Origin of the sequence: Marinobacterium sp. xm-a-152 (assembly GCF_013282965.1) — a bacterium.
Classification (GTDB): Bacteria; Pseudomonadota; Gammaproteobacteria; order Pseudomonadales; family Balneatricaceae; genus Marinobacterium_E.
In genome coordinates, this window is sequence record NZ_WBYI01000010.1 from 80,283 (window position 1) to 93,143 (window position 12,861).

Here is a 12,861-nt window from a genome sequence, read left to right on the forward strand (position 1 = left end):
GTCTGCCCTGCAAGCTTGAGTTATATCAATATATTGTTGCCGCCTTCGAGTTACAGTTATTAAAACTTGATAACTAGGAGTAACGAAATGTTCGGTATTGATGCATACACTTTTGAAACAGTTTGGCCAAGCCTTCTAGGTGTGGCTGCAATGGCAGGTGTAATGACTTGGGGTTTCTTCAAAGTGAAGAACCTGATGAACGAAGATCAGAAAAAGTAATCACTTTACATTCCTCTTCATGTCAGTAGTCTAAGCCTCTTCTTTAAGGAGGCTTATGGCTGCTTACTTCTCCCCAGTCGATCGATTTGAGTATGAGATCGAAGTCAAAAAAAGTCGTTTCATAGCGACCGCAATCCCTCTTAGTTCCACTGATGCACTCTATCAGCTGCAATCAGAGATGCAGCGTCTGCACCCTAAAGCCAGCCACCACTGTTTGGCCTATATTTTAGGCGCACCTCAGGCACCTAAGGCCGCTGGCTCCAGTGATGACGGCGAACCCAGTGGTACAGCGGGTAAGCCGATGCTTAATATCCTCATGCATAAAAATTTGGGAGACATCGGTGTCGTCGTGACACGTTACTTTGGTGGCACTAAACTGGGAGCCGGTGGGTTAATTAGAGCCTATGGTGCCTCGGTTAGTGAGCTCTCAGAACATCTGCCGACCATTGAATGTGCTCCTAAGATTGAGTGCCAGATCCGATATCCCTACGAGCTAGAGGCTGACATTCAACAGGTCATCGCTGCCGTAGCGGCTGAAGAGCTATCGGCTAGCTATACAGAGATAGTAGATAAAACACTGTTAGTTGAATTGGCTCAATTAGAGACCTTCAAAGTGGCGATTTTGGCTCTGGAGTATAGAGGTGTGGCGCTAACGCTAGATGCATAAAAAAGGGGCGCAATCTTAGATTGAGCCCCTTTTTAACTATCGACGTCGCTTAAAGGCTTTTAATCGACTCTAACTGTTTCTCTAATTGAACTTTAGAGCGTGCTGCATCATCAGCCTTAGCGCGCTCTTTAGTCACAACGGCTTCAGGTGCGTTGGCAACAAACTTCTCGTTAGACAGTTTCTTATCAACGCGGTCAATTTCACCTTGTAGGCGATCTATCTCTTTCTGAAGGCGAGCCATTTCAGCCTCTTTATCGATCAGATCCGCCATAGGAACCAATAGTTCCATTGCGCCAACCAGTTGAGTCGCTGCAAGAGGTTTATCATCACCTTCGTTTAATGTCGTGATGCTGCTCAATTTGGCTAGTTTCATCAAGAACGTTTGGTTCTCAGCTAAACGACGAGTGTCTTCACTGCTGCAGTTAGATAGCAGAAGTTCAAGATCCTGTGATGGTGCAATTTTCATCTCACCACGAATGTTTCGAACCGCTGTGATCACGCCCTTAAGCCACTCGATGTCAGCTTCTGCTTGCTCGTCAAGCTTCTCTTCTGATGCAACAGGGAACTCCTTAAGCATCAATGTCTCACCCTCAACGCCGGCCAGACCTTTGATCGTCTGCCAGATCTCTTCAGTAATGAATGGCATGATAGGGTGGCTTAATCGGAGGACCGTCTCAAGAACGCGAACCAGTGTACGACGTGTGCCACGTTTAGCCGCTTCAGACGCTTGCTCATCCCATAGAACAGGTTTTGACAGCTCTAGGTACCAGTCACAGTACTGGTTCCAAATAAAGTCGTAGAGTGTCTGTGCAGCAAGGTCAAAGCGGTACTCGTCTAGCTGTTTGGTGACGGTCGCTTCGGTGCGTTGTAACTGGCTGATAATCCAGCGGTCAGCCAGTGAGAGTTCCACTGGCTCTTGATTGTTGCCGCAATCTTCACCTTCGGTGTTCATCATGACATAGCGGGCAGCATTCCAGAGTTTGTTACAGAAGTTACGGTAACCCTCTAGTCGCTTCATATCCCAGTTGATATCACGACCCGTTGAAGCGAGTGCTGCTAGTGTAAAGCGCAATGCATCAGTACCGTGCGCCGTAATGCCCTCAGGAAACTGTTTCTCAGTACGTTTGCCGATTTTCTCGGCTAGCTGAGGTTGCATCATGTTGCCGGTACGTTTTTCCAACAGATCTTCAAGTGAGATGCCATCGATCATATCGAGAGGGTCAAGCACGTTACCTTTCGATTTCGACATTTTATCGCCGCTCTCATCGCGGATAAGACCTGTCACATAGACGTTTTTAAATGGCACTTGAGGTTTGCCATTTTCATCTTTCATGAAGTGCATGGTCATCATGATCATGCGAGCAACCCAGAAGAAGATAATGTCAAAACCGGTTACAAGGGTGTCGGTGGGGTGGAAGGTTTTCAAACGTTCCGTGTTTTCAGGCCAGCCAAGAGTACCAAAGGTCCACAGTGCCGAGCTGAACCAGGTGTCTAGTACGTCATCATCTTGGTGGAGCTCTAAATCGGCCGCCAAGTTGTATTTTTCACGCGCAGCTTCAGCTGAGTTCGCAACGTAGACGTTACCCTGAGCATCATAGAATGCAGGAATTCGGTGACCCCACCACAGCTGACGTGAGATACACCAGTCTTGAATGTCACGCATCCAAGCAAAGTACATGTTTTCGTACTGTTTAGGGACAAATTTAATGTCGCCATCTTCAACTGCTTTGATCGCTGGCTTAGCCAGTGTCTTAGCATCACAGAACCACTGATCGGTTAGCATCGGCTCAATCACCACACCGCCACGGTCACCGTAGGGAATGGTCATCGCGTTCTCTTCGATCTTCACGAGAAGGTCGAGCTCTTCCAATTCAGCGACGATGGCACGGCGTGCAGCAAAACGTTCCATGCCACGATATTTCTCAGGAAGCGTTGGATCGATCTCTTTGTTAACACTGCCATCGAAGTTAAAGGTTTGAGCCTCATCACGAATATCTGCGTTAAGGGTCAGAACGTTGATCATTGGCAGCTTGTTACGCTTACCCACTTCGTAGTCATTGAAATCGTGCGCCGGTGTGATTTTTACACAGCCAGTCCCTTTTTCCATGCTGGCATGTTCATCGGCAACAATCGGGATGCGACGACCGACTAATGGCAGTAGGATCTCTTTACCGATTAGGTCATCGTAGCGTTCATCTTCAGGGTTGACTGCGACACCAGTGTCACCCAGCAGTGTCTCTGGACGCGTGGTACCCACGACAATGTAATCTTTACCCTCTTTGGTTGTCACACCATCAGCAAGCGGGTAACGGATGTACCACATTTTGCCAGTCACTTCGCGGTTCTCCACCTCAAGGTCGGAGATTGCAGTGTGAAGTTTAGGATCCCAGTTAACGAGGCGCTTACCACGATAGATTAAGCCATCGTCGTAAAGGCGTACAAAGACCTCTTGAACGGCATGGTAAAAACCAGAGTCCATAGTGAAACGTTCGGTTGGCCAATCGACAGAGTTACCTAGACGACGCATTTGGCGGGTAATGGTGCCACCCGATTCGCCTTTCCACTCCCAGACTTTTTCAATGAACGCATCGCGACCAAGATCGTAACGACTCTCGCCGGTCTCAGCGGCTAGTTTGCGCTCAACGACCATCTGAGTGGCGATGCCTGCATGGTCTGTACCAACCTGCCAGAGGGTGTTGCGGCCCTGCATACGGCGGTATCGAATTAAAGTATCCATTAGGGTGTGCTGGAATGCGTGACCCATATGCAAGCTACCCGTGACGTTGGGCGGTGGGATCATGATTGAGTAGGCATCGCCTTCACCTGAAGGTGCGAAAAAGCCTTTCTCTTCCCAGTCTTGGTACCACTTTTGCTCGATTGCTTGCGGTTGATACGTCTTATCCATGAGGTGCTGTAGTCTCTGTTTTCAAGTTCGGTAGCAGAGGATAGCTCCTCTCTACTTTTGGAAAAAATTTAAAGGGTGGGAGTATACCCTTTGAGAGCCCTTATAGACAGTGGTCGAGCGGTTCTTTATTCGCTCTGCAACGCTTCTATAGGTTCGATTTTGGCGGCTTTCAGGGCGGGTATTAAGCCACTGAGTAGTCCTGTTGCTGCAGCAATCAGTAGTGAAATAACTAAGAATAGAATATTCGGTTCAAGAGGTAAGCCTGGGAGGAGCTGCCTAAAGCCGAAAATTGCAGCATAAGCAGTCAAAATACCTCCGATTCCGCCGATGATTGAGAACATAATCGCTTCGGTCAGAAAGAGCGATGCAACTGTTTTTTTACTCGCCCCTAAAGCTCGTAGTAGTCCGATCTCGCTGCGTCTCTCATCAACCAGTGTCGACATAATGGTTAGAATGCCGATTGACCCGACCAGTAGGGAAATGGCCGCTAACCCTATCAGTGCAATTTTTAATACGTCTAAAATCTTATTGAGCGTAGAGAGCATCTGATCTTGGGAGGTTAGTGTGAAATCCTCAGCGTTGTGGCGCAGGCTCAGTTGCTCCTTAATTGATTGCATCAGTTGATCCGTTTTGCTGTTGGCTGAAAAAGTGACGTCAATCTCCATAACCCCATCTCTGTTGAATAGGGTGAGTGCTCTCTGGGTGTCGATATAGACAATATCATCGAGGTCAAAACCCAACATTTGTCCCTTAGATTCGAGTACACCTAACACCCGGTAGCGCTCGCCACCAACCCTGATAAATTGCCCAAGTATTGGCTGGTTACCGAACAGTTCACTGGCTACTTTTGCACCAAGAACTGCGTAGGGTAGAGGGGTTCGCCCCCGGCTGTCAGGTAAGAAATGCCCCTTCTGAATGGTGAAATTCCAGGCGTCAGGCATGCTGTAACTGACGCCAAGAATATCCACATGACGGACGCGATATTGATACTCAATCGCTCCGCTACCCTGAATAACGGGCACTACCTGTCGGATACCCGATAAGGTTTTAAGTGATTGGGCGTCGTCTAGCGTGAGCGGGCGAGTATTGGCGATGAGGCCACCGACGCCCCCCGTCTGTGTACGTCCCGGTGTAATAGCGATGATTCGGGTGCCAAATTGAGAGAAGCTATTGAGCATATAGTTTTGCAGGCCACTGCCTAAGCTGGTGATCAATGTCACCATAAAGATACCGACTGTAATGCCTAAGGCGGTCAAAAAGCTCTTTCTAATATCGACGGTCAGTGTCCCTGCAGCCAGTTTGATGAGATCAGCGATAGGCATTGATCTCACCTCGCAATGCGGCAACGGGATCGACCGTTGCAGCCTTTTTGGCGGGTAGCCATGTAAAAATCAGAGAGACCGTGAGTGATACTAAAAGAGCGGCCAGTGTTGCCATATAAGGGATAGCAAAAGGAAAGCTTGGCCAAGTCAGATGAATGGCATACAGCGAAGCTATGCCTAGACTAACACCGATTATGGCTCCGGTTGTGGCTACTAAAATGGAGTCCAAGAGGAAAATGGAAGTGACGGTGTTATGTGAGGCGCCAAGTGCTTTGAGTAACCCAATTTCTGGAACCCGTTGTGAGACACTGATCAGAGTGATGTTCATGATCAATATGCCAGCCACTAATAAACTGATGCTAGCAATCGCGATGACGACCAGGGTGAGCTTGTTCAATAGGTCACTGAAGGTGTTAAGTAGAGCGTTTTGAGTCACGATAGTGATGTCTCTTTCACCTTGATGTCGCTCCATTATCAGCTGCTCTATAAGCTGCTGACTCTCTTCAATCTGTTGATCTGATTGTAGTTTGATTAGCATCCTGAAGAGTCCGGGAGCGTTAAAAAGGGTTTGAGAAGAGGTGACAGGAATGAGGGCAGTCTCATTCATGTTGGTACCAAAGTTGATGCCGCTGGGCTCGATAATACCAATGACCCGGTAGCGTCGATCAGAAAATTTGACCCACCCACCTAAAGCGTTTCCATTAGGGAAAATCTCCTGAGCAAGCGTGCTACCCAGTAGGGTGACTGACGCTGCCGTATCAACATCCCTTTGCGTCAAATTGGTTCCGGTTTTTACGGGTATTCCAAAGATAGTAAGTAGGCTTTGGTTGGTCCCAAGTACGATGATCTCCCGATTTAAACCGTTGCTATGAGCCTCGGTAATACCTGCAATAATCGGAACGATTTCATTCACTTGTGGCAGTTTATGGATAGCCTTTGCATCATCAAGGGTTAAGTCGCGAGTTCCCTCCCCAGTCACTGGAGGGATGCCGCCTTCCGTCTCTTTGCGCCCTGGAAGAACGATTAATACCTCTTTCCCTAGCAGAGAGAACTCCTGATAGACAAACTGTCTTGCTCCCTCCGAAAGACCGGTTAATAGAACAACGGACATGACTCCGATGCTTACCGATAGAAGTATCATCAACGCTTTAAATGCCTGCCGAGAGTAGGTCGCTAGGCTATACCGAAGATGATCAATCAAGAGCACGGCTATCCCCTCTTTTTGATCTCTAGGAGTTGACCATCAACCATAGTTATCTGGCGTTTTGCTCGGGCGCCAAGATCACTGTCATGAGTCACCACTACTAGAGTAATTCCTTGGCTGTTTAGCGTTTCAAGCAGGTTAATGACCTCCTGACCTGATGCGCGATCAAGATTACCGGTCGGCTCATCGGCGAGAAGTATTTTAGGTTGAGTGACCACAGCGCGCGCTATGGCAACACGCTGCCTCTGGCCACCAGAGAGTTGCTGTGGCTTGCGGTTAAGAAAATCTTTTAATCCCAGGGTTTTCAGTAACTCGGAGGCTTTTTCTCGGCGTTGGCTGGCAGGAATCCCTTTAAGAATTAACGGCAACTCAACGTTTTCCAACGCCGTTAGTCGATTGATGAGATGATAGGCTTGGAAAACGAAGCCGATATTGTCGTTTCGAAATCGAGCCTTTTCTGCTTCGTTTAATTCAGTCGTTGCAGTGCCATCCAGACAGTATTCACCGGAGTTTGGTGAATCGAGCAGTCCTAATTGATTGAGTAGTGTGGATTTACCTGATCCAGAAGGGCCCATGATACTGAGGTAGTCACCTGCCTCGATATCGAGTGTGAAATCCTGAAGCGCATTCACCGTTTCACTGCCCATTGGATAGCTTCTACAGAGATGCTTAAGCTCGATCATTGTGGAATAACTCGTCGATTTAGAAGGTTTTCAACATCATTGGTGTTCTTCAGGAAACGGTCATTTAAATCGAGTCCTTCCGTCACCTCGCTCCACGTCCAGTTATAGGCGCCGACTTTAATAGGTCGAATTTCAAGCTCATTGGTTTTTTCGTTGAATATCACGATTTCAGATCCGCCAATGACAGATTCGGTAGGAACCCTTAACACACTGCCTGTTGATGAGGTCACCACTTCGATATCAGCACTGTATCCCACTAAAAGCGTCATATCTTCATCAGGATTGATAAAGGCAGCCTCGACTTCAAGCGTTCTTGCCTGCTTCTCATTGTCAGAAATTCGAGAGCCTAATTTGCTGATGACACCATCAAAGATTTCACCTCTAAAAGCATCTAGGGTTATACGGGCGTATTGACCTATCTTAAGTCGGGAGGCCTCGACCTCATCAATTGGGGCGGTCACATAGAGGCAGCTGGTATCAAGCAACTCAACAGCCGCTGGCGTCATGATGCCTGGAGGTGAGGGGGTCAGGTATTCACCGACTTCACCGTTGATCTTGCTAACGGTACCGGCAAACGGAGATTTTAGAGTACGCTGGTTCTGATCAATGCTAAGAAGATTAATTTTGTCTGCCGCGAGTTTTGATAGTGAACTTTGATACTCGCAGATATGAGCACTGCTGGCTGATTCGCTATTTAGTTGATCAAATCGTTCGTTTGAAATGAGCCCTTTCTCTTTAAGGGACTGACCTCGGACGAGCTCGCGTTTTGCAAGATCCGCCAGTTCGCAGGCTCGTTCCTCTTCGATCTTAGCGGCTTGATACTCCCCTTTGGATAGTTTTATTTGAGCCCTTTGAACATCACTGTTTAATGTGAGTAGGGTCTGATCTTTTTCGACCACCTCGCCCTCAGCAACATTGATTGACTCTATGATGCCCCCAATGGTTAGGGATAAGCTCGACTGACGGCAGGGGGTGATGGATCCCGAACGACTGTTAGCGGCGATCTGCTCGACTGCGCCCTGTTCAACTTGGACTAACTCAACGCTGATTGGAGGCTCTGGCCAAAAGAGCGAGTAGCTGATCACCGCAGCAGCAAGAATGAGGAGAATAAGCAGTTTTTTCATTGAATATCCTCCAAAGGACAAATTTAAGATCGATCTCTAAGATCTTGCCTCTGTAACTCCCAGCCGGCTGCTTTTCGCATGGCCCATGAGTGTCGTGTGGCCGCTAGTACCGTTTCGGATTGAGTGACAATCTCGATGCAGCGAGAAGCTGATTGACAACCCTCTGGTGCGGTTAAACCTAGATTGATAAACAGATCAATAGGTTCTGAGGGCAATTCACCACAGGCTATAGAGACAGGCGATTTAAGTTCAGTACCCAGTATGGCATGCGGTACAAAGCTGTCCGATCGAAAATTCCACAAAGTCTGATCTAGCTGATGTAGATCAGCTTCATTTTCAGTGTGTATATGGATGCGTTGGCCAAGGGATAAGGCTTTTTCACAGAGTTTACACGCCAGCAGTTCACGACTGTCGTGATCACTGCTGGGGAGTATGTAGTAGTCTGCGCGAGGCACGTTTAGGCCTCAATCTGCTCAGCAATATCGAGAAGATATTGCGTCAGCATAGGAACACAACGTCCCGTTGCCCCTTTGGCTTTGCCGCTATTCCAAGCAACACCGGCTATATCTAGGTGAGCCCAGCTAACCTCTTTGGTAAAGCGTGATAGGAAGCAGGCCGCGGTAATGGTCCCTGCAGGTCGACCTCCGATGTTAGCCATATCGGCAAAATTGCTATCCAGTTGTGATTGGTACTCGTCCCATAAAGGTAGCTGCCAGCCACGATCGCCAGCAAATTCACCTGCATCAAGCAACTTAGCTGCAAGCTCATTATCGTTCGCAAGAACTCCCGTTGCTTGATGTCCAAGTGCAATAATACAGGCGCCTGTCAGGGTCGCGACATCGATGACGGCTTGAGGATTGAACTGTTGCACATAGGTCAAAGCATCACAAAGTACCAGTCGGCCTTCAGCGTCGGTGTTAAGGATCTCTACTGTTTGACCTGACATGGTCGTTACCACGTCACCTGGTTTAGAGGCTTCACCTGAAGGCATGTTCTCAGCCGCAGCAACGATCGTAATAAGGTTCAATGGCAAGTTCATCTCTGCCACTGATTCGAAGGCACCTAACACGCTGGCTGCACCACACATGTCGAATTTCATCTCGTCCATCTCAGGGCCTGGTTTCAATGAGATGCCGCCGGTATCGAAGGTGATGCCTTTACCAACCAGAGCATACGGAGCCTCATTAGCATCCTCTGCACCTTGGTATTTCAATACAATGAGGCGAGGCGGAATGACACTGCCTTTGCCGACGCTTAGAAGCGCACCCATACCCAGCTCTTCTATCTGTTTCTCATCTAGAATGTCACAGCTGACACTGTCGAACTCTTCCGCAAGATTTTGAGCATGCTCTGCCAAGTAGAGAGGTGTACAGATATTGCCTGGCAAATTACCCAGCTCACGAGCAGTTGATACCCCATTGGCGATAGCAACGCCATCCAGAAGGGCACCCTCTCCAAATTCAGTATCTTCCTCAGGTAGGTGGATATGAATGTGCTCAAGTGTTAATGCAGGTGCAGACTTGGATTTGGTGGTGTCGTATTGGTAGAGCGCGGCCGACGAAGCTTCTACTAGAATTCGTGTGTCACGGTAGATGTCGTCGCTATTGCCGCTGATCCGATCCAGGGCAAAGCAGAGTGTTTTAACACCCAGAGTTTTGATGGTATCCACCGCGCTTTTAATCAGTTGCTGCTGTTTGATGATGGTTCGTTCACTCTGTGCCCCTACACCAGCTAACAGGATGCGCTTAGTGTTGATACCAGGAAGGCTGCGCAGTAGAAGCAGAGAGCCCTGTTTGCCGGAAAAATCACCCGATGCAACAACATCGCTTATGGCCCCTGAACTGGCTTTATCAATCGCTTTAGCCGAGTCCGAAAGTTCACCGTCTGCCGCAATCGCAATAACGATACAATCTGCTTCTACACTCTCAATCGATCCGTTAACGATCTCAAAATCCATTTCTTTTTCCTCTAACAAGACAAGCACTTAGGTTTAGGTGATAATGTGCCCTACAGTATCGCATCAGTTTGAAATCCATGCACCTAGTAGGAACGGCCGTTTGATTGTTTTTCGTTATCTTTCCCGTGAAGTGTTGACGACAACCTTTGCAGTAACGGCGATTTTGCTTCTTATCATTGTCAGCACCCGTTTAATTGGCTACTTAACCGACGCCGCTACGGGGGAGTTGGATACTGCTGTTATTCTGGATTTGGTTGTTAACCGAATCCCGCTCATCCTAGAACTTCTGCTTCCGCTTGGCTTCTTTTTGGGCATTTTGCTGGCCTATGGTCGTCTCTATCTTGAAAGTGAAATGGTGGTTCTTAAGGCCTGTGGCGCTGGGCCCTGGAAACTGATCGGGTATGCGATGGGGCCGGCTCTATTGGTCGCTGCAATCGTTGCTTCAATCAGTCTCTACCTGACCCCTACAGGCATGCATGAGGCGAAGCGTATCGTTGCCGAACAGCGCTCGAGAAGCGAACTCGATATGTTGGTACCCGGCGTATTCCAAGTGTCGAACTCTAACACTCAGGTCTCTTATGCTCGCAAAATTGATGAGGCTGGTAACCTGGTTGATCTGTTTGTCTCTGGTCGTGATCAACAGGGCCGATCCTACCTTCTGGTTGCCGGTGAAGGTCAGCAGCAGTTCATTGAGGATCAGGGCCGCTTTTTGGTATTTAACGAAGGATACCGTTACAACTTCCCTGAAAATTTCGCTTTAGAAGAGATAGGCTTTGAGCAGTACGGGCTGAAGATTGATGATCCAGAACTGTCGGTCAGGGTTGATCATCTAGATGCTATCCCTACGCTCGATTTGATAGGCAGTGATCGACCGGCGTATGTGAGCCGACTGCACTGGCGCCTCTCTCTGCCTTTTATCCCGATCATTGTGGTGTTGTTGGCCGTTCAATTGGCTAAAACCAGTCCGCGCCAAGGGCGGTACGCCAAATTAATTCCTGCAATATTGATGTATCAAATATACATCGGAAGTTTGACGGCTGCTCGATCAGCAGTAGAGCAGGGCGATGCAGGTAGTTGGATGATTTGGTTTGTGCATCTGATTGCTCTAGGTGTGGGCGTCAACATGGTGTTGTATGAGGGGGCTTGGGAGCGAGTCATGAATAAGCTACCTAAGATTCCAGCTCTCCCGTTTCGAAATAAGGAGGCATCGTGATCAGTCGAATCGATCGATACATTGCCGTTCATATTCTCTCTGCTATCGCCGTTGTTCTGTTAATTATCGTCGGTTTGATGGGAATTTCGCTCTATTTGGATGAGCTGGGAGAGGTTGATAAACACTACACATCCGGTGCGGCGTTCAGCTACACCTTATTAAGCTTACCGGGATTGGCCTATCAGCTATTACCCCTGAGTGCTCTTGTAGGGACGTTGATCGGTATGGGGGTGTTGGCCTCTAACTCCGAGTTAACGGTGATGCGAGCTGCAGGCGTTTCAATGATGCGTTTGATTCTATCGGTAGCAAAGCCGATTAGTTTGATCGCATTCATTGCTCTAATAGCAAGTCAGTTGGGCGTTCCTGAGTCTCAGCAGTCGGCTAGGGCCATTAAAGCTTCCGCTCAATCTGAGTCTGGACGAATAAATAACGGTGATGGCGGCTGGTATCGTCAACCGGGTGAATACATTCATGTCTCTGCAATCACTCCTGACGGGCAAATTTTAGGTGTCACTCGTCACCAATTTGATTCAGAGCTTAGGCTCAAACAAACCAGTTTTGCCAAGTCGGGGTATTACTCTGAAGAGCGTCAAGGTTGGTTGCTAACTGACGTTGAATTGACGGCACTGATCAATGATCAGCGTATTGAAAAAGGTCATTTAGATGAGACTTTTTGGTCAACCGAATTGACGGAAGAGATGCTGCGAGTCATTTTGGTGCCCCCTGTTGAACTCCCTATCTCAGGTCTATCTTCTTACTCTAGCTATCTGAATGATCAAGGGGTGGATTCAACCTCTTATGAGTTAGCCCTTTGGAATAAATTGCTACAACCCTTGTCAATTATCGCTTTGGTGATGATTGGCGTTGCGTTTATTTTTGGACCGATGCGCGGTGTTACGGTAGGCCAAAGAATTATCACCGGTGTCGTGATTGGACTGGTATTTAAATTCAGTCAGGATCTTTTGGCGCCGGCCAGTCAGGTGCTAGGATTTTCTCCGTTACTGGCCGCGCTGTTACCCATTGCGATCAGCTTTGCCATCGCTTTATGGTTACTCTCTAGAGTTCGCTAACTCTTTTTGGCAGGTTTTGGTAGTCGAACGGTGACACTGTTTGACCAGCGCTCATGCCAGGTTAGGCGCTCATCACTTAACAGTGTCGCCCAGTAACCGGCTCCTAGAGTGACAATAGAGATAGCGGCACCAAAAAAGCGAATCAGTGCCTGAGTCCAGGTTAACGAAAACCCCTTTTCACTCTGCGCTCGCAGTCGCCATGCCATCATGCCGATCGTCTGACCGGAACGGGTCCAAGAGTATCCAAAGAATAGGAATGTTGAGCAGAGCAGTGCGGACTTTAAGGCCGCTTGGCCGAGAAAGCTGTCGACCGCTTCACCTTGATTTAGGATGACTCCAATAGCACCAATTAAGAACCAAATGGCAAGAATGATCAGAGTGTCATAGACCATTGCCATCACTCTAATGATTAGAGAGGGTAGTTGATGTTGGTTAGCATCATCGTGAAACGGTCTGGGCATACTGAACTCGTTTGTCGGAGCCGTAGTGTACTGAAA

At 48.2% G+C, this 12,861-nt stretch carries 12 protein-coding genes; 4 read left to right on the forward strand and 8 right to left on the reverse strand.

Going from position 1 to position 12,861, the window contains the following annotated elements; genetic code table 11:
* The first annotated feature begins 87 nt into the window (after positions 1-87).
* Positions 88-219, forward strand: a complete 132-nt coding sequence (locus XMA152_RS12750; protein WP_256368167.1) for a hypothetical protein — start codon at positions 88-90, stop codon at positions 217-219.
* A gap of 55 nt (positions 220-274) precedes the next feature.
* The gene (locus tag XMA152_RS10385) at positions 275-886 is read left to right on the forward strand and encodes a YigZ family protein (protein ID WP_173483553.1); all 612 of its coding nucleotides are present in this window, start codon (positions 275-277) and stop codon (positions 884-886) included.
* Positions 887-935: 49 nt separating this feature from the next.
* Here the strand turns inward: XMA152_RS10385 and XMA152_RS10390 are convergent, their stop codons facing one another.
* From XMA152_RS10390 to XMA152_RS10420, 7 genes are all read right to left on the reverse strand, one after another.
* Entirely contained in the window at positions 936-3,791 is a 2,856-nt protein-coding gene (locus XMA152_RS10390) for a valine--tRNA ligase (protein WP_173483554.1), read from the reverse strand.
* A gap of 125 nt (positions 3,792-3,916) precedes the next feature.
* Positions 3,917-5,113 carry an ABC transporter permease gene (locus tag XMA152_RS10395; RefSeq protein WP_173483555.1) on the reverse strand — a complete coding sequence of 399 codons (1,197 nt, stop codon included), beginning with the start codon at positions 5,111-5,113 and terminating at the stop codon, positions 3,917-3,919.
* The gene (locus XMA152_RS10400; protein WP_371813302.1) at positions 5,100-6,320 is read right to left on the reverse strand and encodes an ABC transporter permease; all 1,221 of its coding nucleotides are present in this window, start codon (positions 6,318-6,320) and stop codon (positions 5,100-5,102) included. The genes XMA152_RS10395 and XMA152_RS10400 overlap by 14 nt, the downstream gene beginning before the upstream one ends.
* 2 nt (positions 6,321-6,322) lie before the next feature.
* Complete coding sequence (locus tag XMA152_RS10405) at positions 6,323-6,964, reverse strand: ABC transporter ATP-binding protein (protein WP_254443720.1); 642 nt, start codon at positions 6,962-6,964, stop codon at positions 6,323-6,325.
* Positions 6,965-6,996: 32 nt separating this feature from the next.
* Entirely contained in the window at positions 6,997-8,124 is a 1,128-nt protein-coding gene (locus XMA152_RS10410; RefSeq protein ID WP_173483557.1) for an efflux RND transporter periplasmic adaptor subunit, read from the reverse strand.
* A 23-nt stretch (positions 8,125-8,147) separates the two neighbouring features.
* On the reverse strand, positions 8,148-8,579 hold the full coding sequence (locus XMA152_RS10415) for a DNA polymerase III subunit chi (RefSeq protein ID WP_173483558.1): 432 nt from the start codon (positions 8,577-8,579) through the stop codon (positions 8,148-8,150).
* 2 nt (positions 8,580-8,581) lie between these two features.
* Positions 8,582-10,081 carry a leucyl aminopeptidase gene (locus XMA152_RS10420; RefSeq protein ID WP_173483559.1) on the reverse strand — a complete coding sequence of 500 codons (1,500 nt, stop codon included), beginning with the start codon at positions 10,079-10,081 and terminating at the stop codon, positions 8,582-8,584.
* A 43-nt stretch (positions 10,082-10,124) separates the two neighbouring features.
* Here XMA152_RS10420 and lptF point away from each other — a divergent pair, with 43 nt between their 5' ends.
* A complete protein-coding gene (lptF, locus tag XMA152_RS10425) occupies positions 10,125-11,294 on the forward strand; it encodes an LPS export ABC transporter permease LptF (RefSeq protein ID WP_173483560.1) in 1,170 nt (389 codons plus the stop codon).
* Entirely contained in the window at positions 11,291-12,364 is a 1,074-nt protein-coding gene (gene lptG / locus XMA152_RS10430) for an LPS export ABC transporter permease LptG (RefSeq protein WP_173483561.1), read from the forward strand. The genes lptF and lptG overlap by 4 nt, the downstream gene beginning before the upstream one ends.
* On the opposite strand, the gene XMA152_RS10435 is transcribed toward lptG, so the two are convergent.
* Positions 12,361-12,825, reverse strand: coding sequence for an RDD family protein (locus XMA152_RS10435; protein ID WP_173483562.1), 465 nt, complete (start codon positions 12,823-12,825; stop codon positions 12,361-12,363). The genes lptG and XMA152_RS10435 overlap by 4 nt on opposite strands.
* Between the last annotated feature and the right edge of the window lie 36 nt (positions 12,826-12,861).

Excerpts from the sequence above, each read along its gene's own strand:
- XMA152_RS10410 (WP_173483557.1), bottom strand. The coding sequence starts at position 8,124 with ATGAAAAAACTGCTTATTCTCCTCATTCTTGCTGCTGCGGTGATCAGC.
- XMA152_RS10390 (WP_173483554.1), bottom strand. The coding sequence starts at position 3,791 with ATGGATAAGACGTATCAACCGCAAGCAATCGAGCAAAAGTGGTACCAA.
- XMA152_RS10405 (WP_254443720.1), bottom strand. The coding sequence starts at position 6,964 with ATGGGCAGTGAAACGGTGAATGCGCTTCAGGATTTCACACTCGATATC.
- XMA152_RS10385 (WP_173483553.1), top strand. The coding sequence starts at position 275 with ATGGCTGCTTACTTCTCCCCAGTCGATCGATTTGAGTATGAGATCGAA.
- XMA152_RS10420 (WP_173483559.1), bottom strand. The coding sequence starts at position 10,081 with ATGGATTTTGAGATCGTTAACGGATCGATTGAGAGTGTAGAAGCAGAT.
- XMA152_RS12750 (WP_256368167.1), top strand. The coding sequence starts at position 88 with ATGTTCGGTATTGATGCATACACTTTTGAAACAGTTTGGCCAAGCCTT.
- lptF (WP_173483560.1), top strand. The coding sequence starts at position 10,125 with ATGTGCCCTACAGTATCGCATCAGTTTGAAATCCATGCACCTAGTAGG.
- XMA152_RS10395 (WP_173483555.1), bottom strand. The coding sequence starts at position 5,113 with ATGCCTATCGCTGATCTCATCAAACTGGCTGCAGGGACACTGACCGTC.
- XMA152_RS10435 (WP_173483562.1), bottom strand. The coding sequence starts at position 12,825 with ATGCCCAGACCGTTTCACGATGATGCTAACCAACATCAACTACCCTCT.